16 protein-coding genes, 3 tRNA genes and 1 pseudogene are annotated in these 26,126 nt (G+C 45.9%); 4 read left to right on the top strand and 16 right to left on the bottom strand.

Annotated elements, in window-relative coordinates; all coding sequences use genetic code 11:
* Window positions 1–23 precede the first annotated feature (23 nt).
* The 3 genes from HXT23_RS01035 to trmB all read right to left on the bottom strand — a co-directional run bounded on the left by HXT23_RS01035 (window position 24) and on the right by trmB (window position 2,098).
* Complete coding sequence (locus tag HXT23_RS01035; RefSeq protein WP_422112934.1) at window positions 24–761, bottom strand: hypothetical protein; 738 nt, start codon at window positions 759–761, stop codon at window positions 24–26.
* A gap of 170 nt (window positions 762–931) precedes the next feature.
* A tRNA-Glu gene (locus HXT23_RS01030) sits at window positions 932–1,003 on the bottom strand.
* 129 nt (window positions 1,004–1,132) lie between these two features.
* Complete coding sequence (gene trmB / locus HXT23_RS01025) at window positions 1,133–2,098, bottom strand: tRNA (guanosine(46)-N7)-methyltransferase TrmB (RefSeq protein WP_422113066.1); 966 nt, start codon at window positions 2,096–2,098, stop codon at window positions 1,133–1,135.
* A gap of 170 nt (window positions 2,099–2,268) precedes the next feature.
* Here trmB and galE point away from each other — a divergent pair, with 170 nt between their 5' ends.
* Window positions 2,269–3,279, top strand: coding sequence for a UDP-glucose 4-epimerase GalE (gene galE, locus HXT23_RS01020; RefSeq protein WP_016635764.1), 1,011 nt, complete (start codon window positions 2,269–2,271; stop codon window positions 3,277–3,279).
* Window positions 3,280–3,359: 80 nt separating this feature from the next.
* On the opposite strand, the gene HXT23_RS01015 is transcribed toward galE, so the two are convergent.
* From HXT23_RS01015 to nrdD, 6 genes are all read right to left on the bottom strand, one after another.
* A tRNA-Phe gene (locus tag HXT23_RS01015) sits at window positions 3,360–3,432 on the bottom strand.
* Window positions 3,433–3,474: 42 nt separating this feature from the next.
* Window positions 3,475–3,548 (bottom strand) — tRNA-Asp (locus tag HXT23_RS01010).
* 115 nt (window positions 3,549–3,663) lie between these two features.
* Window positions 3,664–5,838 (bottom strand): ABC transporter ATP-binding protein, encoded by a 2,175-nt coding sequence (locus tag HXT23_RS01005; protein WP_422112933.1) that lies wholly within the window; start codon window positions 5,836–5,838, stop codon window positions 3,664–3,666.
* Complete coding sequence (locus tag HXT23_RS01000) at window positions 5,828–7,729, bottom strand: ABC transporter ATP-binding protein (RefSeq protein ID WP_422112932.1); 1,902 nt, start codon at window positions 7,727–7,729, stop codon at window positions 5,828–5,830. Before HXT23_RS01000 ends, HXT23_RS01005 begins: the two co-directional genes overlap by 11 nt.
* A gap of 418 nt (window positions 7,730–8,147) precedes the next feature.
* A complete protein-coding gene (nrdG, locus tag HXT23_RS00995; RefSeq protein ID WP_248899327.1) occupies window positions 8,148–8,855 on the bottom strand; it encodes an anaerobic ribonucleoside-triphosphate reductase activating protein in 708 nt (235 codons plus the stop codon).
* A 121-nt stretch (window positions 8,856–8,976) separates the two neighbouring features.
* On the bottom strand, window positions 8,977–11,424 hold the full coding sequence (nrdD, locus tag HXT23_RS00990; RefSeq protein ID WP_422112931.1) for an anaerobic ribonucleoside-triphosphate reductase: 2,448 nt from the start codon (window positions 11,422–11,424) through the stop codon (window positions 8,977–8,979).
* A gap of 237 nt (window positions 11,425–11,661) precedes the next feature.
* On the opposite strand from nrdD, the gene HXT23_RS00985 reads away from it, so the two are divergent.
* Window positions 11,662–12,084: a DUF3052 domain-containing protein gene (locus HXT23_RS00985; protein WP_004130062.1), complete on the top strand. Its 423-nt coding sequence runs from the start codon at window positions 11,662–11,664 to the stop codon at window positions 12,082–12,084.
* Here the strand turns inward: HXT23_RS00985 and HXT23_RS00980 are convergent.
* The 3 genes and pseudogenes from HXT23_RS00980 to HXT23_RS00970 all read right to left on the bottom strand — a co-directional run.
* Window positions 11,976–12,773: an IS3 family transposase gene (locus tag HXT23_RS00980; protein WP_148699028.1), complete on the bottom strand. Its 798-nt coding sequence runs from the start codon at window positions 12,771–12,773 to the stop codon at window positions 11,976–11,978. The genes HXT23_RS00985 and HXT23_RS00980 overlap by 109 nt on opposite strands.
* Window positions 12,774–12,796: 23 nt before the next feature.
* Window positions 12,797–12,979, bottom strand: coding sequence for a hypothetical protein (locus HXT23_RS00975; protein ID WP_230473116.1), 183 nt, complete (start codon window positions 12,977–12,979; stop codon window positions 12,797–12,799).
* An 18-nt stretch (window positions 12,980–12,997) separates the two neighbouring features.
* Window positions 12,998–13,093, bottom strand: a pseudogene (locus tag HXT23_RS00970) (helix-turn-helix domain-containing protein); the annotation flags it as partial.
* 479 nt (window positions 13,094–13,572) lie between these two features.
* Between HXT23_RS00970 and HXT23_RS00965 the strand changes: the two are divergent.
* The gene (locus tag HXT23_RS00965) at window positions 13,573–14,892 is read left to right on the top strand and encodes a sugar porter family MFS transporter (RefSeq protein ID WP_020757185.1); all 1,320 of its coding nucleotides are present in this window, start codon (window positions 13,573–13,575) and stop codon (window positions 14,890–14,892) included.
* Window positions 14,893–14,954: 62 nt separating this feature from the next.
* A complete protein-coding gene (locus tag HXT23_RS00960) occupies window positions 14,955–17,417 on the top strand; it encodes a LacI family DNA-binding transcriptional regulator (protein ID WP_422112930.1) in 2,463 nt (820 codons plus the stop codon).
* Window positions 17,418–17,624: 207 nt separating this feature from the next.
* Here HXT23_RS00960 and HXT23_RS00955 read toward each other — a convergent pair whose 3' ends face one another.
* From HXT23_RS00955 to HXT23_RS00940, 4 genes are all read right to left on the bottom strand, one after another.
* Window positions 17,625–17,915, bottom strand: coding sequence for a hypothetical protein (locus tag HXT23_RS00955; protein ID WP_050567573.1), 291 nt, complete (start codon window positions 17,913–17,915; stop codon window positions 17,625–17,627).
* An 18-nt stretch (window positions 17,916–17,933) separates the two neighbouring features.
* Window positions 17,934–18,206: a hypothetical protein gene (locus tag HXT23_RS00950; protein WP_115757313.1), complete on the bottom strand. Its 273-nt coding sequence runs from the start codon at window positions 18,204–18,206 to the stop codon at window positions 17,934–17,936.
* A 277-nt stretch (window positions 18,207–18,483) separates the two neighbouring features.
* Window positions 18,484–20,355, bottom strand: coding sequence for a DEAD/DEAH box helicase (locus tag HXT23_RS00945; protein ID WP_422112929.1), 1,872 nt, complete (start codon window positions 20,353–20,355; stop codon window positions 18,484–18,486).
* A gap of 285 nt (window positions 20,356–20,640) precedes the next feature.
* Window positions 20,641–26,115, bottom strand: a complete 5,475-nt coding sequence (locus tag HXT23_RS00940; RefSeq protein ID WP_422113065.1) for a GA module — start codon at window positions 26,113–26,115, stop codon at window positions 20,641–20,643.
* Window positions 26,116–26,126: the final 11 nt, after the last annotated feature.

Raw genomic sequence — 26,126 nt, 5'->3', positions numbered from 1 at the left:
TTTGCAAACTCGTAACGTTAGAGCTAATCTTTGTCATTTATAACCACATCCCTACTGTGAGGTGTATTGTCAATCACAGATTGAACGATTTTTAGAAGACTAGAATGTTGGATTTTATCGAAACCCTTAATTAGATTTGCGTCAAACAAATTCTCGCCATCTAAATCCTTAAGAATATAAAGCTTCGCTGCATACAAAGTGCGGTCCTTAGGTGGATTTTGCGGATTAACAAGCACAACAGGAATCCCAGCAGAGCGCGCATATTCAAGCGCATTAGTCCAAGCTTTGCGAGCTTTTAGATCAACGTGCGCACCGCCAGCATTGCTTTTAACGCTATAATCAACGCGATCTAATCTATCAACATTAATGTTGTTTATCAAAATAATAGACACAGGCTGATTTGAAGCGTCCATAATTGCCTCTTGCGAAGCAAAATTAGCATTTTTGACGTCTGCAATCGAAGTATATGATGCATGCAAACCAGATTTCTCACACATATGCAAAAGCTTAGAATCAAGAGCCGCCTGCCTGGATCCAACTACAAACAATTTTATGTCTTCTACATCAATGCCATCATGAACAATGTCGTCCAAATGCCCGCTATTGCCAACAGCATGGCCCTGAGGAGTGCAAGCACTTAGAGACGCAAATAAGAAAATCACCAATGCGGACGCAAAAGCCGAAACAACATAATTACGTTTGCACAAAACAGCACGAATCGCACGCATAAGAACGTGTTTTGTTTTGCGCATAAAGACCATAAGACTTTTATAGCACAAATCACGCACGAAGCGTATCGAAGAACAGCGCAAGGTTCAGGGTAAGACTTAATAACTCTGGCCTATAACCCCACTTTTTGGCCTATAACCCCACAAGAGGTAAACATCGTAGATAACAAAAAACGCCGCTAAAACTAGCGGCGCAAAATTTGTACCCCCTAAGAGAGTCGAACTCTTGTTGTCAGATTGAAAGTCTGGTGTCCTAACCGTTAGACGAAGGGGGCTTTAACCAAACCATATGATATTAACACTCATGCGCAGTTCTTGCAAATTACGGCGTGTTGAAGGAAGACAACGCGATTCTAACGCAACGCACCACACGCCACGCAACGCTCAACAATCAAATTCACAACTCACTTTTTAACAACATACGCAAAATCGTGAATCACGCGACCAGCATCCAATCCCTTGCGCTCAAAATTCGTCAAAACACGCCCATCAAAGCGACGCGACTCCACAAAATCCGCATGAGGCAAATCCGCAGCATCTTGCGCATTACCCTTTCCAACATGCTCAATCGGCAAGCTCACACGCAAATCGCCATCGTTTTCAAAGCCTTCAAAAGAATCCATAACTTCGTGAACATGCAATGCGTAATCCTCAATATCTGTAGCAATTCGCCAAACTCCACCTGCAACAAGCGCATTATGCACAGACTTAGCCAAAGAAGGCTGAACAATTCGGCGCTTGTGATGACGCATTTTAGGCCAAGGATCTGGGAAAAATGTCCAAACTTCTGCCAAAACACCACTTTTGCACGCTGCAAGAAAATCAGGAGCGTTAACTTGCGCAATTCGCAAATTATGCAAATCCTGCTTACCAGCCAAAAGCATAGTGTGCGCTACGCCTGGGTCATAAACTTCTAGCGCAAGAAAATTCGTATTCGGGTTTGCTGCAGCAGCCGCCACAATATTTTCTCCCTGACCCGATCCGATTTCGACTATAAGCGGATTAGCATTGCCCCAATTGGCTTCAATCCACTGCGAATCCACACACAAATCGCTTTTTACGCGCAAAGACCCATCGCCATCCGCAATGCATAGCAAATAAGCGCTTGAGTAGCGCTGCTTGGCTTTCTCTAAGCGCGCGTCAAGCCTAGCAGACCTTCGTACAAAAGAAAGAATCGCCCTAGCGGATGCGTGAGGCTGTTGAGGTTTGGAAGAGTCGCCAGCAACCGCGCAATCATACGCACCAGCAGTCAAATCACCAGTCAAATCACCAGTCAAATCGCCAAAAGAGTGGCCACCATGCAAATCGTCACTTGCACTATCTACATTAAAATCGTTCATTTTTAGCCAATCTTCCTTATTTTCTTGCATACGCGATTGAATCACAACTCATCGCATAATATCAAACGCGCAAAACACTGCAACAAACACAAACAATCACAAACACAAACAATGTCAAAAACACAATATGATTCAAGCGCTATAATTTCCCTATAACATTATGCAAAAACAGCATAAGTAAGAAAGGTAAACGGTAAACAATGACTATTCTAGTTACAGGCGGATGCGGCTACATTGGCGCACACGTTGTACACGCTCTTCACCAAGCAAAGCAAAACGTTGTAGTTGTAGACGATTTGAGCTACGGAAAACCTACAAGAATTGAAGGCGCGCGACTTTACGGAATGGACATTGCTTCCCCAGACGCTGGAGCGCGACTTGCGCAAATAATGAAGGAAAATAACGTTGACTCTGTGATTCACTTTGCTGCGCGAAAGCAAGTTGGAGAGTCAGTAGAAAAGCCACTTTGGTACTACCAGCAGAACATTAATGGCATGCTTAACGTTTTAGAAGGAATGCGCCAAAGCGGTGCTAAAAAGCTTGTTTTTTCGTCTAGCGCAGCCACGTATGGCGAGCCGCCTGTAGAAGTTGTGCCAGAAGACGTTGTTCCAATGCTTCCGATTAATCCTTACGGCCAAACTAAACTTTTTGGCGAGTGGATGGCACGCGCTTGCGAACACACTTATGGAATTCGTTTTTGCGCACTTCGCTACTTTAACGTTGCGGGATGCGGGCCTGTGGAGCTAGAAGATCCTGCGATTTTGAACCTGATTCCTATGCTTTTAGATAGGTTGCAGCAAGGCAAAGCTCCTGCGATTTTTGGCAACGACTACCCTACTGCCGACGGCACTTGCATTCGCGACTACATTCACGTTTCAGATCTTGCAGACGCGCACATTGCAGCGCTTACTTATTTAGATCGCGATGAGCGCAAGTACGACGCTTTTAACGTTGGAACAGGCAAAGGCACTTCTGTTCGTCAAATTGTAGACGAAGTTAGGCGCGTTACTGGATTGCCATTTAGAGAGGCGATTTTAGGGCGTAGAGCTGGCGATCCGCCACAATTGATTGGAAGCACTAAGCGCATTAACGAAGAGATGGGGTGGCATGCGCGCTACAACGTTAAGGATATTGTGGAATCCGCATGGGAAGCTTGGCAAGCAAATCCAAACCATCATATTGATGTTGAATCGTGGAAGCAAGTTGACTAAGCAAATTGACTAGCTTATAAACAAAAACGCGCGGCAAAAATGCTGCGCGTTTTGTTATTTAGTTTTTATTTATTTACTTGTGGCTCCGAGCGGGATCGATCCGCTGACCTAGCGATTTTCAGTCGCTCGCTCTACCAACTGAGCTACAGAGCCATGATGAATAAAAAACCCGGCGAACCGGGCCTTTACTAATCGCGACCCCGGCCGGACTTGAACCGGTGACCTCCGCCGTGACAGGGCGGCGCTCTAACCAACTGAGCTACGGGGCCGTGGCTTTGTTCCATTGAACAGCCGAGTTACTATCTTACAGAATCCACGCCAAAATGCAAGTTCAAAAGCATATTCGGCGTGTTGCCGCAGAATATCAAGCAAACACGACGCTGGCTACTCCAGCTCCATTGCACCCGTGCAAAGTTGATAATATTCACCACGCTTTTTCATCAAGTCTTCATGAGACCCACGCTCAACAATGCGACCATGGTCCAAAACCATAATCACATCCGCGTTTCGCACTGTAGAAAGCCTGTGCGCAATAACAAACACGGTTCTATCTTGCATCAAAGCGTCCATCGCGCTTTGCACAAGCGCTTCCGTATGCGTGTCGATCGAAGAAGTTGCTTCGTCTAAAATCAAAACAGGCGGATTCGCAACAGCAGCGCGCGCAATCGCAATCAACTGCTTTTGGCCTTGAGAAAGGTCTGCTCCGCCGTTTTTAATATGCGTGTTGTATCCGTCTGGCAGCTTGGAAATAAAGGAATCCGCATGAGCAAGAGTGGCTGCAGCAATGCAATCGGAATCGCTAGCATTAAGGCGTCCGTAGCGAATATTGTCTATTATGCTTGCACTAAACAATCCAACATCTTGCAAAACGGTTGCAACAGCATGGCGCAAGTCACTTTTGCAAATATTACGAACATCGATTCCGTCATACAAGATTTGACCATCAGCAATGTTATAAAAACGCGTAAGAAGATTGGCGATAGTGGTTTTGCCAGCTCCAGTTGCACCTACAAGCGCAACTTTTTGACCCGCGTGAGCATACCAAGATATATTGTGCAAAACAGTTTTAGAAGGCTCGTAACCAAACGTAACGTTTTCAAAGCGAACATCTCCCCTAACAAGCGTGTACACGCCATCTTTAGAGCGAATCGCGTGTTTTTGGGCATCTGCGCAAGAATCGGAGCTTAAAGAACCGCAATTTGAAGAACCGCCACTTAAATTTTTAGAGCAATTTTTCCACGCCCAATACACATTACTTCCGCAAGAATCTTCGCTTACTTCGTTAAAAACTTGCAAATAAGACTGTTTAGCGTCTGTAGAATCTACTTGATTTACTTGCGATTTATCGCCACTATCATCGCCATCTCCACTACAGCACTCAACGATTTTTGCGCGAATTTTAACGAGCTTAACTGTTCCATCATCTTTTTCAACAGGCTCATCTAAAAGCGCAAAGATGCGATTCGCTCCTGCAGTCGCCATCATAAGCGAATTTAGTTGCATTGTTATCTCACCAATCGGGTTTATAAACGCGCGAGAAAGCGTAAGAAGAGATATAAGCGTGCCGATTGTAAGCGTGCTTGAATTCACACCAAAAACGCCGCTCAATCCAGCAGAATACACGCCAGCATTTACCGCCCACGCTCCAAAAATCGCAAGCAAAACGTAAAACAGGTAGCTCGCGTTACTAATCACAGGCATAACATTATTTGCGTAAGAATTGGCGCTAGCAGAAATTTTTTGCACGTGAATCGCCAAATCACTTAATTTTTCCACCGCCGCACGCTCGTGATTAAAAATCTTAATAACTTTTCTACCAGAATCCGCCTCTTCTACAAACTCGTTCAAATCACCCAAAGCTGCCTGGAATTGCACAAAAAGCTTGCCAGAACGCTTAAGCATAAAACGCACTAGAAGCAAGAGAATTGCAGTAAAAATCACAATAAAAATCGCAACAGGAATCGAAAGCCAAATAATCGCGCAAAACGCCGCCGCAATAGACATTAGCGCGCCAAACGAATCGGGAAAAGACCAAGAAATCGCTTCATGGAGCGCTTCCGTGTCGTTTGTGTATCGGCTCATAACATCGCCATATCCGTGAGCGTCTAAGTACCCAAGCGGAAGATCTTGATGATGCTTAAACATTTGATTTCTAAGGTTTCGCATTACACTTTGCGCGATTTTTACAACCAGCCTGCTCCAAAGCCAGCTAAAGAACACACCAATAGCGCACACGCATGCCATAATTGCAATCATTCGCAAAAGTGGCGCAAAATCGGGATTACGCTTGCCAATTAGAGGCAAAATGTACGCGTCTACAAGCGATTGCAAAAACATTGCGCTTACAGCTTGAACAATGGAGCTTATAATAATTGACGCAATAACAACAAAAACTTGCATCTTGTAAGCCATAATATAAGACGATAAGCGCTTTAGAACGCGCCAATTTATAGCGAATTTTTCTTGCGACTTTTGATCTAAGTTTTCTTGCGACTTTTGCGAAGATTCTTGTGCAGACTTTAACGCAGATTTTTCTTGCGACTTTTCCTTATTTTCCATTGTTAATCCTGCCACCCTCACTGCCTTCGGTGTCTTTACTGCCTTCGCTGTTTTTAGATTCAATCATTTTTATACCTTGAGAAATCGCCATTTTTCTATACGTTTCACACGATTCCATCAACTCGCTATGCTTTCCTTTAGCAACAACACGCCCATCTTTAAGAACAACAATCAAATCCGCGTGCATGCAAGAAGACACGCGTTGCGCAACAATGATTTGCGTGGAATCGGGCATAAAATGCCTTAAATTCTCGCGAATCTTGGCGTCTGTCTTAACATCTACTGCACTCATTGAATCGTCTAAGATCAAGATTTTTGGCCGCTTTAGCAACGCGCGCGCAATGCAAAGTCGCTGTTTTTGACCGCCCGAAAGATTCTTGCCGCCTTGCTCAAGATTCGTGTTATATGCATGCGGCAAATCGTCTATAAACTCTTGAGCGCAAGCGATTTTACACGCCTCGCGCAAGTCGGAGTCAGTCGCATTCTCATTGCCCCATCGAAGATTTTGCGCAATAGTGCCGCTAAACAGAATATTTTTTTGTAACACAATTCCTATCTGGTTGCGCAAACTTTTGGAATCATAAAAACGAACGTCTGATCCGCCTACAAAAACAGTGCCTTTTGTTACATCGTAAATGCGCGCAATCAAATTTATAATACTTGACTTTCCACTACCCGTTGCGCCCACAATCCCAACAGTAGAGCCAGAAGGAATATTTAGATTTATGTTGTGTAAAATTTCCTGACTACCTTTAGATAAGTCGCAAGCAGCCGAAGACAAATCGCCATTTACGCGCGCAGAATCATATGCAAAATCAACATTATTAAAACGAATCGAAGCATCTGCAAGCTCTGTAATCGCGTTTTTATGAACATACTCACTGTTATGCGATTGTAAAACATTTGCAACACGATGCATTGACGTGCGCGCAGTAACCGTCATAACAAAAATTACAACCAAATTAGCAAGCGCAAACAAAATTTGCAACGCATATACAACCAGCGCAGCAAGATTTCCCGTAGTCAAGCCAAATGCAGGATTATTTCCCGAAGCAACGATTTGCTTAGAAGCCATCCACGCAACAAGAAGCAAACACGCATAAAAACACAAGTTAAAAAGAGGAATACTACAATTTAGAATATACTCCGCTTTTAAAAAATAGCTGTAAATTTTATGCGATATGCGCCTAAAACGGCGGTTTTCGTAGTCTTCTCTAACATACGACTTAACAATGCGAATATTGCGCAAATTTTCGCTAACCATGCCGTTCATGCTGTCAATCGTGCCGTAAATTTGCGCAAAAGTGGGTGCAACAATCTTGGCACCAATACCACAAATAACGCCAACAATTGGAATAAGACTAAGAAAAACCCAAGAAATCGAAGGGCTTATGCAAAAAGTAAACCACCATGCTGCAACAATAATCACAAGGCTGCGAACGCCTGCGCGAATAACCATTTGATACGCAAATTGAATATTAGAAACGTCGCTAGTTAGGCGCGTAACAACCGTTCCAGTAGAAAAACGGTCAAGATCGCAAAAACTCAACGATTGCAAGCGACTAAACATCTTGCATCGCAAATTTTTGCCAAAGCCCGCGCTAGAATGCGCGCAACAAACGCCAGAAATAACGCCAAAAATCATTGATATTGCGGCAAAAGCGAGTAATTGCAAGCCGTAGTATTTAACAGCATTTTGGGATTTTGCGGCAATTCCAAAGTCAATAAGACTAGACATTACTGTTGGAATCGCAATTTGCATAGATGCTTCTACAAAAATCGCAGCAGACGTGATTACACCAAGCATACGATAGCGCTTTAACAGCGGCATTATTGTGCGAAACGCATTAGGCGCGTAATCCTTGTGTTTTTTATGCGATTTTGCTTTCATGCGACCTCTCTATTAAAAGAATTTATACGCTTAATCATATCACTTCTGACTATTTTGGCTTGTAGTGCGATTGCGAATCAACGACTTCGAGCTGCATAATGCGCGAGAAGTCACCTCGATTCGCTGAGCCGCTTAGAGCAGAAGCACTGCTTCTGTGCGGCAAAGCGCTTTGACTGAGCTTGAAATTGCATAACGTATTTCAAGCTCCTTCAAAGCGTGATTTGGCTCAAACGTAAAGTCCAGTGGACTTTACATGCCAAATCAGCCGAGCGGCTGCTAATAGCCGCGAGGAATAGCGCGATGTAACGCGCGAGCGTAAACACCCAGCCCTCCTACACACCAAATAGGAAGGTACGCGCAACGCTAAATAGGAAAATCACTTGCGCGGTCTAAGCGCGCTATTTCTAACAACCATTAGCTAACTCGCGTCAGCTTCGCCTTTCGCTCGATCCTTGCCATAGATTGATGGAATAAAACGCTCTTGATCGTGAAGCTTTTCCCAGATTACAGGCGGATCACTCGGATTTTTCAGCGACTTTGGCACGTCAATAATCCGCTGATTACTAGATCCGCGGAATTGCAACAGCGAATCGTGAAGATCCTTCATATATCGCCCGTCAACAAGAATGTCAATGTATTGCAAAAGCTCAAGCTTATCTGGCGTCTCGCCTTTGCGCATAAGCTCTTCCCAAGTGTAACCAGTCCAGCTCCAAATGTCTTTTGTATTTCCAAACTCGCTTCGAATACGCTTGCAAAGTGGCAGCAAAATACCAGTGTTAAGAAGCGGCTCTCCGCCAAGAAGCGTCAATCCTTGCACGTACGGAAGCGCCAAATCTTCCATAATTTGGTCTTCAAGCTTTTGCGTGTATGGGTATCCTGCGCGAAAATCCCAAATCGACTCGTTATAGCATTCAACGCAATGGAACGGGCAGCCAGAAACGTACAGCGAGCAACGGATTCCTTCGCCATCCGTCATCAAAAAACGCTTATAATCCGCAATCATGCCCTTGCTCATGCGCTCACTGGACCACTGCCCTGCGCGCGGATTATTAGAAAGAGAGGTTGGAATCCAAGGCCCGCGGTTAACGTCTGCAGGTGCAAAATCGTGCAAACTTATACGAGCCATGGTTCCGACCTTTTTAGTAATTTAGCCTAGCTTTTACCTTATTTTATGCGACTTTATGCGACTTTAAGCTGCGACTTTACGCAATTACACGCTCCGCGATTTTACGCCGCAATCCTACGCACTACTTAGTTTCCTCGTACCACTCGCGAGACTCGCCATTGTTAAGAACAACATGGCCAGTTTCTCCAGACATGTGCTTTACGCGATGAGCGATTTCCTCGTGGCGGCCGTGAACCATTGGGCGCTGAACAGGATTACCCAAGTAGCCGCAAGTGCGCTTAGTCACATTGCACTTATCTGGGTCACTGTTGCCGCACTCTGGGCAGCGGAAGCCTTCCTTAGTCGGCTCAAAATCGCCCTGGAATCCGCAAACAAAGCAATGGTCAATCGGAGTGTTCGTACCCAAGTAGCCAATGCCAATCTTATAAGCATAATCCCAAACAGCCTCCAAAGCCTTAGGATTCGCTTGCAAGCATGGGAACTCGCAGTAGTTAATAAATCCGCCGGAAGCAAAGTACGGGAAGTCAACCTCGTAGCGGAGCTTCTCCATAGGAGTTGGCTGCAACCACACTGGGTAATGGAAGGAATTAGTGTAGAAGTCGTGATCTGTAACGCCTTCAATGCTGCCAAACTTCTGGCGATCCATGCGGTTAAAGCGATCCGTCAAAGACTCAGCAGGAGTGGAATATACCGAGTAGTGGTATCCCTCTGCCTTCGACCACTGCTGGCAAAGCTGATTCATGCGGCGAACCATAGAAAGCGCAAATTGCTTGCCATCTTCGTTCCAGCTGTGATCTTGCATCCAATCCTTGCCAAAGAACACGGATGTAGCTTCATACAAACCAATGTAGCCAAGAGACACGGTTGCACGCTCGTTGCGGAACAGCTGATCCACGCTCTCGTTAGCGCCCAAACGCCCAAACGCGCCGTAGCGGAACAGCGTTGGAGCGTTTACAGGAGTTGCCTGCTTGCAACGCATAATGCGGAATCGCAAAGCTTGATGTGCCACTTCCATGCGCTCGTTAAAAAGCTTCCAGAAGCGGTTTACGTCTCCGTGAGACTCCAGCGCAATGCGAGGCACATTAACTGTTACAACGCCAAGATTCATGCGGCCGTCTTCCACGTCTTTGCCAGTCTTTGGATCAATCCAGCCCTGAAGGAAGGATCGGCAGCCCATAGGCGCCTTAAAGGAGCCTGTAATCTTAACAATATTCTCGTAGAACACAACGTCTGGGTACATGCGCTTTGTAGAGCACTCAAGCGCAAGCTGCTTCAAATCGTAGTTAGGGTCGCCAGCATCTGCGTTAACGCCGTGCTTAATAGTAAACACAAGTTTAGGGAAGATAGCAGTATGACGGTCCTTGCCGAGTCCGCGAATGCGATTAAGCAAAATAGCACGCTGAATTTCGCGAGCAAACCAGGACGTACCAAGACCAAAACCAACAGTTACAAACGGAGTCTGGCCGTTAGAAACGCGGTTGGAATTGATTTGATATTCCATTGTTTGCATAGCGTCGTAAATCGCCTTGCGCGTCATAATCTTTGCGTAAACTTCGCGAAGCTGATCCAACTCACTCAAATTCTCGTCAAAAGGAGTGTCTTCTGGAAGAGGATCCCTATCTGAACAATGAAGATTCTTAGGCTCCTGAGCCTTTAAGCCGTCAATCATAGCCTTAGCAACTTCGATTGGCGTGGAATCTGGAATCATGGCCTGAGCCATAGCAAGATTCTTGTCGTAATCGCACTTAGCGTAAGGCTCCAGCATCTCGTCTGCGCGGTTTACAGTTTGGCCGCCGTACTGCGCGCCTGCAATATCCTTAATAATCTGCGTAACTTGAGTAGCCGCCGTGCCAATCGACTTTGGGCTATCCATCATTGCATTTCCAAGCGCAAATCCCCTAGCAAGCATGTTGCCAAAATCTGGAAGCGAACAATTGCTCATGCAAGTAAATGGCGAATAATCGGCATCGTGGAAGTGAATATCGCCCTTCATGTGCGCGTTAGAAACCGCGTGTGGAAGCATAGAAAACGCGGAAGCCTTAGAAACAGCGCCTGCAAGAAGATCGCGCTGAGTAGCGTAAACGTTGGAATCCTTGTTAGCATTTTCGCGCACAAGCGACTCATCTCGGTTTACAAGGCGATTCACAGCTTCGTTAATATCGGTTGCCTTAGCGCGGTCAATATCTCGGTTTAGGCGGTAGCTTGTGTAGCAACGCGCAACTTCGTAAAGGTGATTTTCAATAAGACCATGCTCAACAAGAGTCTGAATATCTTCGATTTTTGCAGGGCCATTGTAACGGTCTTGAATCTCGGCCTCAATATGATCCGTAATATCGCGAATCATTTGCTCTTCTTGCGGACCAACTTCTTTGCGCAAATCCTTAAACGCAGCTTTAATGGCCATTATTATGTTCATCTGATCAAAGTCAACAACGCGGCCATCGCGCTTTTCGACTTGCACGCGAGACTTCTTAGAAGAGTCGTTGAAGACGCCATTAAAATCGCCTAAAGCGGCTGCTTGTTCATCTTGCAAAGTGGCATCTTCTAAAGTCATATCAGAGACCTGCATTCTACAGACCTTTCTCAATCTACCGTGTATTTTGCATCGCAAATCGACTTATGATTCGCAACAACTTGCTCTACTATAACCCATTGCATGCACAATATCTAGGGCAACTTACATAAATAACAAACTATATATAGTGATTTTGTGGTTTCTGGCGATTTTCCAGGCGTGTCTCAGCGTGCCGTGTGCGCAGCTAGGGCGAGTCGCACAAATTCTTGACGCTTTGATATATTGAGTCACGTGGAACAGACAGCTTTTCAACATGCAGAAGAATTTGGATTCCAACCTGGAGACATCGTACAGCAGTGGCTGTGGGACGATGACGTTGACGATGCGATTTGCAGCAATATCGAAGAATTGACTGGCGAAGAACTTGTTGACGAAGATTACAGCTCCACTGTTGACGGAGTGATTATTTGGTGGCGAGACGGCGACGACGAAGACGAGCTAGCAGACACCATTATGGACGCAACAAACATGTTGAACAGCAACGCACCTATGTGGGTTTTAACACCTAAGCCAGGGCGTGCTGGTTCTCCAAGCTCGAGCACTGTTCAAGCAGCAGCAATGACTGCTGGAATGAACGCCGCAACGCCTTTAACAGTTAGCGAAGATTGGAATGGTATTCGCTTGCGCGCATTCGGCAAAGGCCAAAGCAAGTAGTAAATAGTAAATAGTTGACGCTTTTGTAGCTCAACACTGATATGTACCCCTTTTTTAGACATTGATTGTATGATGTGGTGACATCGTAAAAACGCTGCAAAATCTCCGCCACGATAGTGGGATCCTCTATCAGAATGAATTATCAACGAATTATCGCTAATGGGTTCTTCAAGAGCCATATTCATTGAAGCCATTACTATTTCATTACTGGGATGGCGCCCGCTAGCCCACCCGACTATCTTTCCGTCAAAACAGTCGATAACAGCTGAAATATACAGTTTCGATTCCGTCGTGATGAACTCGGTTATATCTGTAAGCCATAGCTTGCCAGGGGCATTGGTGTGAAAGTTACGCTTTACAAGATTTTCAGGAGCAGGCGCTATCTCACCGTTATAGCTCGAATAGCGCCGTTTCCGACGCGGATAACGCACAAGGATTTTATCTTCGCTAATAATCTTACGCACTACTTTTTCGCTGACTCGTATTCCACGAACACGCAATACATGCCAGATACGACAATAACCATAAGTATGGAAAGACTCACCAGCAATAGCGGCAATATCTTTACGTAACTGGCAATATTTATCCCTGCGAGCCATTGCGTGAAGCTGGTAGTAAAAACTTGAGGAAGACAACCCCACAACATCAAGGAGCATTCCCAACGGATATGTATCTCTAAGAGCGTCCACTACCTACGCTTTGTGACGATTCGTCAAAGCTCCGGGTAGGACGCTGACGTCTTTTTTATTAACTCCAGTTCCTGATCCATCACCGCCTTTTCCACGATTAGCTTGGCTGCTAAGCGTTTCAACTCTTGCGGATCATCAGGCAAGGACGCCTCCAGCGACTTAACGGTAGGTAACTTAGCCGCTTGCCCTCGTTCCTTTCTACTCATTAATACCCACTCTCCTTCCTGCCGGTAGCGCCCCACCCAACTGTATACACTCATCGGGCTACACAAACCCAGGCGCGAAGCGATTTGCCTAGGACGCGCACCCTTGTTGAACATCTTAACCGCGCTAAGCTTTGTCTTAAAAGGATAATGAGTAGGTCTTTCAGCCCGCCTAGGCTTCAATACCGGCTTTCCCGCCTCCCGAATCCACTTATGCAACGTCCAACGCCCAGGATAACCCAGCAACAAAATCGTTTTAGTTACCGACCCCGTACGCCTATACACCCTCAACGCCTCACGTCGCTGCTCCAAAGAATACGAAACATTCATAAAATACTCTCCAACAATCCGTCCGCACCCCCTAATGGCTTTCATGCTCTTTAAATATCATTTATTAGCCGGCAGAGCGCGGAGAAAATCTCCTTGAGAAATTTGCGCAAAACTTTTCTCCAGCCTCTATCTTGTGCGCGATATGTTTCTTAACATTTAGATACCAGCCCAAATAGTAGAGTTGCTCTGGATGCAAAGATCGCATCTCCTAGCATCTCTATCAATACGGCTGCCAGATAATTGTTTTCAAAGACGAGTAGGAAATTATGAAAAAACATCTAGTACCATTTTCCGCCACTGCTGCATCACTGGGTGGCTTCCTTTTTGGTTTCGATACGGCAGTAATTTCGGGAACCACAGCCACCCTGCAAGATAAATGGGATCTCAGCGCTGGGCAACTCGGTTTTACCGTATCTTGCGCGCTGATCGGCACTATTATTGGCGCTTTATTCGGCGGTATCCCCGCGGATCGGTGGGGACGCCGGCCAGTTCTCAAAGGAGTGGCCTCCCTCTACCTATTGACCTCCATATGCGTAGCTATCGCCAACAGTTGGGCATTTTTCTTAGTATTTCGTATGCTAGGCGGCATAGCAGTAGGTGCATCTTCCGTAATAGCGCCACTATATACTGCAGAAATATCTCCAGCTGCCCGCCGCGGAAAACTAGTAGCTACCGTGCAACTCAACATAGTTATCGGAATAGTAGTTTCGTATCTATCTAACTACGTTATAGTTAAGATGATGCCTATCGAAGTAGGCTGGCGTTGGATGCTCGGAATTCAAGCAATTCCATCATTAATTTTCCTCGCAGTTTGCTATTTCATTCCCGAGAGCCCGCGGTGGCTACATCAACGCGGTAAAGAAAAAGAATCTTTAACAGTCATGAAAGATCTATGGGGAAACGAAGAAGCCGCAGAAGTATTGGCCAACATGCAACAGGCCGTTCCACAAGTAAAGACAAAAGAACCTTTCTTCTCCAGCCGTACTGCCCGCCCAATTGCGATGGCTATTCTTATCGCCTTCTTCTCCCAGTTCGCTGGCACTAATGCGGTACTTTACTACGCACCTTCTCTCCTACAATCAGCAGGTATTGCGGGCGATGCCGCTTTCGCATCCTCCATATTAGTAGGGTTGACGAATTTAGTGTTCACACTGCTGGGACGTTTACTAGTAGATAAAGTGGGGCGGCGGCCGTTAGTAACTTTGGGAGCTGGAATAGATTTGTTAGCTTTGGTAGCAATTGCAGGTATTTTCTACTTCTCCGGCAATAATCTATCTACCACGACGGGCATTATCGTTTTGCTTTTGATTATCGTATTCATTGCCGCGTTGGCGGTGGGAATCGGCTCAGTACTATGGGTATTCATCTCGGAAATCTTCCCACCCGAACACCGCGCCAATGGGCAAGCCACTGGTTCGGCTGCACATTGGGTAGCGGCAGCGATTATTTCCAGCACTTTCCCCGTAATGTTTAAAGCCTCTATGACTTTCACATTCCTGTTCTATGCAGCTTGTATGCTGGGTGCAGTGATTTGGTCATGCACTATGATGCCGGAAACAAAGGGATCTATCCTCGAAGAAGTATAAAGAGAGCAATATAGCTCAGCAGCGAGGCCAAAATTAAATCCGTACTTGCAGAGGATGAAAAGATGCAAAAAGTAAGTATGAAAGACGTAGCGCAATGCGCTGGCGTATCCATCACTACCGTATCTCATGTCCTCAATGGTACTCGCCGCGTCGCTGAATCTACGAAGATGCAAGTTCTAGCAGCTAGCAGGGCACTAAATTACAGCAGTCCGCACACTGTGCGCTCTTTACAAGCAGGAGCACTGCCGAGGATAGGAATCGTCGGCACCTTGCTTGGAAATCCGAGTGGAACTGCATTAAATCTAGAGCTAGCAAGGCAAGCCACCGATAGTGGATTAACACCGTTCTTATCTGATATTGGCGCAAATGTGCTTACAGAAGAAGCCGCTCTGAATGCTTTGATTGCCCATCAAATCGATGCGGTAGTCATTAGTCCTATACCAGGATGGCGGCGGCATTCTCTGCCCCGTTTACGCCAACACAAAGTTCCATTTGTGGTAGTCAATAGCAACGATTTAGCTGTGATTGCGCCGCAGATATGCACCGATCATCAGCAAGCTATTAGAGATATTACTATGCATCTGCTGGAGCATGGAGCACGGTATCCCGTACTTTTTTATCCAGATAGACGCATTAATAACGGATCGCAGCATTTGCGGGGATTCGAAGAAGCCTTGATTGAAAAAGGATACCGGGTAACGCGCCGGCAACTGGTAAATACTCCATCCTCTCCGAGGGGAATCCAGCGGCACATATCTTGGACTTTGGATAATTTCCCGCATATCGATGCACTTGTATTGGGCAGTTCTGCTATGTGCGCACCCGCTTTAGCAGAAATTCGCCGCCGCGGGCTCACTATCGGAAAAGACATCCGAGTGGGAGTATTTGAAGATTCGGAAATCTTCAATGATCACTTCTTCTTGCGCGCAATCGACCCGTTAGAAGAAGTGGCAGAGAAAGTAATTGAGAAAATTATTTATTTTCTGCGCACCCAAAGTGGAGCCAATACTGAATCCTATATCGACTTAGTACCTTGCCCGCTAGTTAGTGGCCCAAGTTGCGGTTGCCCAGCTGTTGAGCAGGAAATACCGCCTTCAGAAACGGAATCACATCCTCTTTATGCCTCTGCACATGGGCGGCGGCATGCCGGATGGATTTCCGATAAACCACAAATTACGAAAAATCGAAAAAATATCTTATCTAGTACGAAAGAAAATACTATGACTAAATCTAATAATTTCCCCGATAAATTCTTCCCTGGCCTGCATATGCGCCCTGATTTCGGTTGGGTGAATGATCCGAATGGAATTCACAAGGTCGGAGATACTTGGCATATGTTCTACCAGTTCAACCCGAAAGCTCCTTGGCATGATCACATTCATTGGGGGCACGCCACTTCCAAAGATCTAGTAAATTGGAAATCGCAAGAAATTGCGCTAAAACCGCGCTCTGGTAAACCGGATGCAAGTGGCTGCTGGTCTGGGGTAGGGCTGGTGCATGAAGGAATTTCTTCTTTGCTCTACACCGCCGTCACGCAGCTCGATGGCCCCTCTCTCACGGTACTAGCAGAGGAAACAGCTGACCGCACCGGCTGGGAGCCTACGAAGGTAGTGGCCACCATGCCTCCTATTAAAAATATCCGCGCTATGCGCGATCCTTTCGTTTTTGAAGTAGATGGCACTACTTACGCTATTCACGGCGGCGGTTTTGAAGACGGCACGCCCGCTATATTCCTTTATGACTGCACTGATTGGTACAACTGGAAGTATCTAAATACACTGCTCGTAGGAGATGATCCTATTGCTTCTATTTACGCCCCCGCTTCAATTTGGGAATGCCCGCAACTGGTAAAAATCGGAAATTCTTGGGTACTTATTGCTTCGCAATGGGTAGAAGCCGAAATGCTTATGGATCACTTAACCGGAGTTGCCTACCTGGTAGGTGATTTAGATATGAGTGCCGGATATCCCCGATTCATTCCGCGCACCGGCGGCAAATTAGACGCCGGCCCCGATTTTTATGCTCCCCAATGCGTAGTAGATAAAGATCGCATTCTCATGTGGGGTTGGACGTGGGAAGGCTCCGATCGCAGCGATGCAGATATTGACGCATCTGGATATAACGGAGCACTCACCCATCCGCGCCGTTTGCATATTTCGGAAGGAAGAGTGTGGGCTGCACCTGCCCAAGAACTCTTCGCTTTGCGAGAAGGGAAAGTGGAAGTGATTACTGAGCTCCCCGATACTTTGCAATTCTCTCTAGATATAGCTGGCATCGGGACTATTGCTTTGCTTGATTCGAGCACTAATGAAATCCTCTTCTCCGCAGAGATTAGCAATCCGGCTACGCTCTGGGTAGATGGATCATTAGTGGAGCTATTCCAAGACGATACTCCCTCTTTTACGCAGCGTATCTATCCGCAAGGCTCGCTCCAGTTACAGCTATCAGAAAATCTACAAGCAACTTTCTACCGGCTATCTGCTTTTGATGACGACGGTACTCGCCTACCGCGTGCACTGCGTTAAAAAACATCGAAGCCTAGAAGTTTCTAGATAGATATTGGGTCGCCCAGCTTTCTTGCCGGGCGACCCAAATTTTCCTAATTGGTTTCATAGTTGCCGAAGATGATACAAATGCGCGAAAGTAGCGGCGGGCGCGAGCGGCCCTGTTAAAAACCGGTCGCCAGGTTTTAGTTGAAATCACGAGGGTGTTTCGTAAATACTCTCAAAGCGCTATGCCTCGGTGTCAATATGCGCCGACGTTGCAGTGGTTGGTTTGTTCAGACCCGCTTTCGAACCGAGGTCAATACCGAGTTTCTCTTCAACCTTCGCAATTGCCGCCTCGTTCTTCTTATTCAACACAGACTGCAAGAAATCCGCCTGGTTCGGAACATCTTTCATCCACACCAGCATATCCAGCAGGTTCGTCGTCGACTTACCGTCCTTATCCTTACCCGGAAGCAACATCACCTCCATAAAGTTCGCCGTCGTAAACGTCTTCGCCAACGCATCAACCTTCTTCATAGAGCCCTCGCCTCCCTTCTACGAAGCGAGCTTATACATCATGCCCAAAGTCGCTTTCTGGGAATCATTCAAAGCACCCGCCAGGCTCTCCAGACGATCCGCATACTTTGCAAAAACATCCTTCGGATCACTCGACACCTTCGACACACCACCCACAGCCCCAGGAATCCCAGACACACCACTCGAAGGCTGCTTAGCCTCATCAAGAATTCCCTGCCATTGAGCCTTGCCAGCCTCGTGAAAAGCAATGTAGCGTTGCGCCGCCGCGGATTGCATCCCTTTCTCAGACACCGAACCGCTCGCATAGCTCGGAGAATACGCAAAATCAACCGTTGTTCTTCCGTGTAATAGTTGCTGACTGACAGCCCATTTGTAGTATCCGGACCGAGACACCCAATGATATATACACCTTTTTTCTGGACAGTTAGTGAAAGGGGTACATATCACGGCGTATTGAACAACAAAAAGCGGAAAACTGACGCACTTTGTACCAAATTCGACCTAAATCACGTACAAAAAGCGGAAATATCGTTAGCGCGGTCTAAGCGCGCTGTATCGCTCGCGCGGTCTAAGCGCGCTCGCGTCTTCGCCGCACGTAAAGTCCACTGGACTTTACGTTTGAGCGGCTCAGCGCTCCGAATTGCCTTTTCGCGCTACGCTTTAAGCGCAAAGGCAGGTCGGAGCGCCCACCTTTACGCTTCGGCTGCTCTGGCTCTGGCATACTCCAGCCCTCTTGCAAATCTGCCAAATCGCCAACAATCTCTTGCAAAATCGGCGACTCTGGCTTAACGTCTTGCGCTTTAGCATTAATGCCAGCACGCCTCAACATAGTGTGAGCCATGCGCTTTTGATTAGGTAACACAAGAGTCACAACATTGCCCGACTCGCCTGCGCGCGCAGTACGCCCCGACCTATGCAAGAACGACTTTGGGTCCTCTGGCGGCTCCGTTTGCACAACAAGCGCAACATCGCTAATATCAATGCCTCGCGCAGCAACATCCGTAGCCACTAGCACGCGCACGTCTCCATTAGCAAAAACGCTCATATGCCTATCGCGTTGATTTTGCGACAAGTTTCCTTGCAAATCAACTGCAGGAATCCCCTGTTGCACAAACTTCTTTGCCATATTTTTGGCTTGATACTTTGTGCGAGTAAAGAATATTGAGCGCTTTTTGCCCGAAGCCAGCTTTCGCAAAACTTCGTACTTATCTGCCGCAGAGACGCCAAAAACGTAATGTGTCATTGTGTCTACTTGCGAATCCGCGTCATCTACAGCGTGAACAAGCGCATTCGGCAAGAAGCGATTTACTATAGTCGCAACTTGCTTATCTAAAGTAGCAGAAAACAGCATGCGCTGGCCGTTTGGATCAGTCTGCTCAAGCAAGCGCGTAACGGCTGGCAAAAATCCCATATCTGCCATTTCGTCCGCCTCATCTAAAACGCTTACCATCACTTTTTCGAGCGTTAACGCGCCTTGACGCAGCAAATCCTCTAATCGCCCTGGGCAAGCCACTACGATTTGCGCTCCCTGCTTAAGAAGCGCCATTTGCTGCTTGTAGCGCACGCCGCCATAAACCGTTACAGTTTTCATGCCGTAAGCAGCCGCTAGAGGCGCGATTACGTCGTCTATTTGATGCACCAGCTCGCGAGTCGGCGCCAAAATCATTGCGTGAGGCGCTGGAACATCGTCTTCTTTGCGATTCTTGTTTTTTCTAGAAGCGCGCCCCGAGTTGATTAAATCAACAAAGTTCTCAGCCAATCGCGCAACAAGCGGAATAGAAAACGCTAGCGTCTTGCCACTTCCAGTTCGGCCGCGCCCAAGAATGTTCGCGCCTTGCAAAGAGTCTGGCAAAGTCGCCTGCTGTATTGGAAAAGCCGTGGTTTTGCCGTCTGCGCGCAAAACTTCCACCAAAGGCTGCGGAACGCCTAGCTGCGCAAAAGTCACGTCATCGCTATAGTTTTCGCGCGATTCCACAGCTGTATCTGGGATCATTACGGAGTTTTTTTCGACTTCTTGATTTTGCTTATATGAATTTTGCTTATTTTGATTACGATTATTTATACGACGATTCTTAAAGTCGCGATTCTTAAAGTCGCGCTTATCAAAATCGCGCTTGCTAAAGTCCTGCGAAGTAAAGCCCTTCTCTCCAAAGTCCTTCTCAGCTTCTTGAATTGCCATCTCTTCGTATTGCAAAGCTTTTTCTCTGGCACGACTTCTAGCTTTATCTGCCTTACGATTGCGGTTCTTACGAGCGTTAAATTCGTTATTCTTGCGATTTCTTCTATATTCAAATGGATTTTCTTTGGACTTATAACCTTTTTTAGAAAAATTCTTATTATCTTTTTGACTTACAGCGGATTTTTTACTATTCGATTTTCTAGCAGCAGTTTTCTTAGAGCCTTGCGTTTTAGCAAACGCATCATAATGAGTATGTGGCACAATAGTCTTTCGTATTTTATGATTGAACAATTCGATTGACGAATCGATAAAAAGTCATGAACTAACCGAGATTAGCACACGCCCCACACAAAACTGTTGCGCAGCGCGCGATTTTCCCGAGTTTGTAGCTCTAATCGGCATTCTGAGCAACATTTTCGGGAAAACAAAAAGCCTCGCTCGGCCAAAGACCAAACGAGGCTTATGAGTATATATGCCGTAAGCACTAGTAAAGCTAATCAGCTATCAGTAAAACATCAGTCAAGCTAAATAGCTTACAACTAAACGCTAGTCGCGATTAGCGTGCTTTGTGCGCATGCGACGAGTTGCAAATGCTCCGCCGATTGCTGCAATCATAGTTGCCATCAATCCAGTAGTTGCAACGTTTGCACCAGTCGCAATGCCTGCATTTCCGCGAGAGCGCATGCCCTTTATAACGCGGCTGCGAACAGCTGCACGCACTTTTGCTGCATTGGCTTGAGCATCCGCAAGTGCCTTGCGCGCATCCGCAAGCTTAGCTGCCGCAGCGTCGACTTGCGCTTGCGTTGCGTGCGGATCTGCAGCAACACGCTTAGCTTGTGCCAAAGCTTCGTCTAGCGTAGCAGCAGCTTGCTTAACAGCAGCATCCGCTTGCTTAACTTCTGGAGCGTTTTCTACAGCGTTATTTACAGCCTTGTTGTCAACACCTGCACTGGCTGCGCCCGCAGTGCCAGCGCCAGCAGCACCAGCGCCTGAGCCTGGAGCTACAGCACCCATACCAGCGCCTTGCGCACCTGCACCTGGTGCGCTTGGATTTGTGCCAGCAGCACCAGAGCCTGGATTAGCGCCACCTGGATTTTCGGTTGTGTTAATCTGATTAATCAAATTCTGCTTATTAACGCCACCGCTCGTGCTTGTGGAAGTGCCAGAGCCAGAATCCGATTCCGAACCAGAGCCAGTATTGTCATCATCGCTTGGAGGAACTGGAGTTGTATCCTTGCCATCAAGAGCAGCAGCTGCATCGCTCAACACCTTAAGCGCTGCATCCAAAGCCTTCTGCTTATTCTCCTTGGTGTCAAGATGATCGTCTGCGCTAGCATCCTTCTTACCAGTTAGCTTATCGATAAGATCCTTAGCCTTTTGAAGAGCCTCGTCGTACGCCTTTTTCTTATCTTTATCAGCATTGGTGTACTCTACAGACGACGTAACTTTGCCATCCTTATCAATCTCATCTTGCAACGGCTTGGTGTTAACGCCATCCAAAGCAAGGCGAGCCTTAATAAGCTTGTCAAGAGCTTCGTCAACAGCCTTCTGAGCTTTTGCTTCCTGTTCAGGAGTTCGCGGCGTGGCACCTTCCTTCTTATAATTTGCATTATCGTCGTTTGCAGTCTTCAAAGCCTGCTCAGCGGCAGTCAAAGCGTCATCAAATGCTTTTTTCTTATCTGCAGAAGCAGTGGTATAAACAGAATCGCCTGGAGTCTTAGGATCAGTTTCACTTGGCTTCAAGCCCTTATCAGAGCCAATCTCCGCAGCAAGAGCATCTGTCTTAACGCCTGCACCCTTAACAGTGTTGTCAAGCGCTTGCATTGCTTTAAGAAGATCCGCGTAGATATCGTTTACTTCGGCAGCGCCCTTAGCATCGCCCTTATCTCTGTCTAGCACGGCACCAGCTGCAGTAGAGGCATCATCAAATGCTTTCTTTTGCTTATTTCCGTCTTGCAAGGCCTTGTACTTATCGCCCGTAGCAAACTCATCCGCAATAACCTTCAAGTCTTCAAGACGAGCCATAGCATTATCGGTGTTTGCAGCGTTAGCAAGCGCATCGTCAATGTCGTCAGACGTTGTGCCATCAGCATTGGTGTGATCACCAGCATCAGTATCTTCAATAATCTTCTTGAAAGCTTCCTTCTGCGCTTTGTTAAGATGATTGAAGTCTTTATCCAGCTTGTCAAGAGCATCCGCAATCTTCTTGGCCTTCAGCGCGCGATCAGCAATACCCGTTGGGTCGCCAAGCTTCTTTGCATTATTGATGTCATCAATAGCCTTCTGCTTGTCAGCATCTGGAAGATCACTATTTTTGATGCGTTCAATCTGCTTTTCTTTTTCTTGCTTGAGAGCGTTCTGATCATCGTATGTGTTCTGGGAAGTATCACGCTTAGGCGTATTCTTCTTGATATCTTCCTTAGCATCATTAATCGAAGTATCTACACCATTAACAGCTGTCATGATGTCAGAAGGCTTTGTTGCGTTGTTCACAGTATCCTTAGCATCATCGATTGCTTTAGTTGCAGCTTCATACTTATCTTTAGCTGACTTCTTTTGATCCTCAGTCAAAGCATTATATGCTGCAACAAGATCTGCTTTCTTAGCATCAAGCTTCGCAATACCAGCGTTCTTGGCATTTTCTTCGTTAATCGCATTCTGGCGCTTGGCTGCGGCAAGAGCATTCTTAATATCTTCTGCAGTAGCCTTAGAGCCTTCCTTCAGCTTCTCAGCCAAAGTCTTAAGCGTAGAATCTTCTTCTGGCGTAGAGTCAAGCACGCTGTTAAGAGCAGCGTCCTCAGTGTGATTTGGATCAGACGAATCATCTTTTCCACCCTTACCATGGTCAAGGAACACAAACGTTGCTTCTTTAGCTTCCTTCTTAACGCCATTAAGTTCGTTTTGCTTCTTGGATTCATCAACAACGCTATTTACGCCATTAATGTCATTTGCTTTATCAACCTTACCTTTAAGATCCTTCTTTTCTTGTTCAGACAAATTCTTAAGAGCATCGATTGCTTTCTTAGCAGCTTCTTTAGCAGCATCAAGCTCGTGCTGCTTCTTTTCGTCGCCGCCGCCCTTGTTGTTGTTGATGATTTGCTGAACGTTAGGATCAGTTGTGTTGTTTTTATTCTCTTTACCCTTATCATTAGCGTCTTTAAGAATCTGTTTGATAGTTTTCTCATCAGGAGCATTATCAATCTTATTCTTAAATTCCTTCTTTTGATCAGGAGTTAAATACGGATTCTTATCAATAATCTTCTTCGCATCATCCTTCATCTGCGCAAGTGCATCAGGCGTTGGCGCAGGCGTCTCAGCCTTCTTCTTGTATGTTACAGAAACGGTAAACAGCTGTTGATTATTTTTGTCACTGAAAATAAGCTTCTTAAAATCACTGTTTGTGTATTTAATCGATGAAATACCTGTTGCGTTAGTATCGGATGCAGGTTCCATTAAGACGGTATCTGTTTTTGGCTTGAGACTCGTAGGAACGGTATACGGCACCTTATCTACTGCTAGTGAATCCGTGCCATCATAATTGGCTTTCAAGAATGCTTCCGCAGCTTTCTTGAAATCATCTTCAGACAGATTTTCTGGGTCGGTAACTTCAATCTCAGGAATTGGATTGTACTTGCGCTCCGCCTTCTTGGCATCGGTAAGTTTGCGGATAAGGTCGCGAAGAGCCTTTTCATCCATGTTGTCTATCGTACCATCATTCAGGTTCTCAGCGTCCTTGACACCTGCGCGCGCGAGGTCGTTGTTGGTCAAATGGTCGGTATCACGTCTTTGTTTAAGCAAATCTTTTGCTTGCTTTTTGAGGTCTGCAAGCGTGTTGTCTTGATGCTGTGCGCCAGCTTTTTTGACATATAATTCATCTGGCTTGATGGTAAACAGATCCATGTCCATAGAAGAATTCCAATCGGGACCATTTTCAGCATCAGGATCCCAAGGGCGACCATGCACCTTAATGCCAAAGTCATTGCCTGCTATACTAAACGACATCATTGGGCCATCATTAGGGGCTTGAGCACCATATGCGCCCATATTCTTAGTACCGGTTTTTGGAGTCCAATTTGTACTAACAGCAACGCTGTCACCAACAGAAGCTAAATCAGACTCAGATACATTATCGTAATTGTCTCTTACAAACTGCTTTAATGCTTTCACAGCGTCTTGAGCAGTTGGGTTATCGCCATCAATCTGAGTCTTTGTAACCTTATACTTAAAGGTATCGTGCTCACCTTGACCAGTTTCTGTCTTAGTTTCCGTAGAAGGTGTCTGAGGCGTTTGCGTATTAGCTTTTTGCTTAAGGAATACGCTCATTGGATAGGTAGCATCTTTGTAGCCTTCGGCGTGGAATACTACTACGCCCTTACCATCTACTATCTTAAATTCAACATCTTTGATTGTGACAGAGGTATTGTTGTCCTTTGCATCTTTTGCCGCGCACTTTTTAATCGCATCTTTAAGTGCATTAAGCTGCGTCTGATTATCAGTTATGTCTTTTTGTGATGCATTAAACGGATCAAAATTAACATTTAACTGCGTCTTAGGCGCTTCAACAATGAACTCTTTTTCGGCAGCAGGAGTTGGAGCAGGCGGCTGAGGATCTGGAGATGGAGCCTTTGGTTTCTGCTTTAGGAATTGCCACGCTGCAATAGTGGTTGTTGAGCCATCTTTCCACTTGATTGTTGCATCACCCGTTGTTTGGTCAACTGTAACAGGAACTTTCTTACCTGTATTATTTTCCTTTGCCTCGTCATATGGCGTAATGCCTTTGTTGGCTTCATCAAAGGCATTGACAATCTTGGTTATATCTTCACTAGTAAGCTTTGTAATGTCATCAACCTCAATCACATCTGGCACAACGTAAGGCGCCCAATCGGCGATTTTTGGTCCCTGGAACACCAAATCTTCAGCAGGAATCGTAAGTTTTGAATCATCCTCGTACGTAACTTCTACGGAACCATCTTCTTTAACATTGAACTCGTACTGCTTACTATCAGCATTCTTCTTCACATGCTTCAAGAACTCGTTTGGAGATGAGCCTCCATTGTCATTAATAATTGCTTGACGAATTTTAGTTTTTTCATCAGAAGTAAGGTTCTTCAAATTCACTACAGGCGTGCGAGTTGTCAAAGTTGGCTTGTACTTATCTTTATCAGTCTCATCTTTTGTTACAAGCAAGCTAGCTGGCATAGTGCGAGTAGTGTTGTCTTTAAAGGTGATAGTTGCATCACCCTTTTCGGATACTTCTACTTTATCTACCAAATCCGAGTAATACTTTGCATTTTTATTAGCGTCTACTATGGCATTCTTAACAGCTTCCTGTTCGTCACCAGTAAGCTTTTTGGTATCCTTCACCTTAGTTACAGCTGGATAAGTAAGATTAAAATGGTCCGCAATCTTTGGAGTATTGTGCTTTTGACCAACCGCATAGTGCCAATTACCTGCAAAGCGATACACACCAGCAGCAAAACGCAAAGGATTCTTATCACGATTCTTCCATGCAGTATCTTCCATCTCGGAAACGTAAGTCATGTCATACCAACGCCGACCAGCAGATTCCCAGTCTACGAAAATACCCTTAAGACCTTGAGTATCTTGCTTATAAATATTCCACTGCTTCTCTGTATCACCAGCATTGTCGTAAGTCTTGCTACCAGCTTTATCAGAAAGTCCAACAAGCCGCTTCCAACCTTTGCTTGCAATATTTTCCCCACTAAAGTAGAAGTTTGAAATATTATTCCATTCCTTAGGACTGTTAAAATGTTTGTCAGAAACAGCACCATAACCATTTGCGTCGGTTTGAACATATTGCGAAGAACCGGCAGGTTTAACAGATTGCTTTCCGCCGTTTGTTAACTTTTCAATACGCTTAAATTGTATATCTTGAGGATCTTTTAATCCAGCAGGAACGCCAAACCACCACATTGGGCGGAATCGCCAGTCATCTGCTGTAGCATTGTTGTTGCAATTAGAAAGATAATGAACGCGAACAAATTTACCAAGAGGATCTATGCCTTCGGTTC

The organism is Gardnerella sp. DNF00257, from assembly GCF_049262745.1.
Taxonomy (GTDB): domain Bacteria; phylum Actinomycetota; class Actinomycetes; order Actinomycetales; family Bifidobacteriaceae; genus Bifidobacterium; species Bifidobacterium piotii.
Note: the sequence above shows the minus strand (reverse complement) of the source record. Positions and strands in the feature narration are given on the sequence as shown.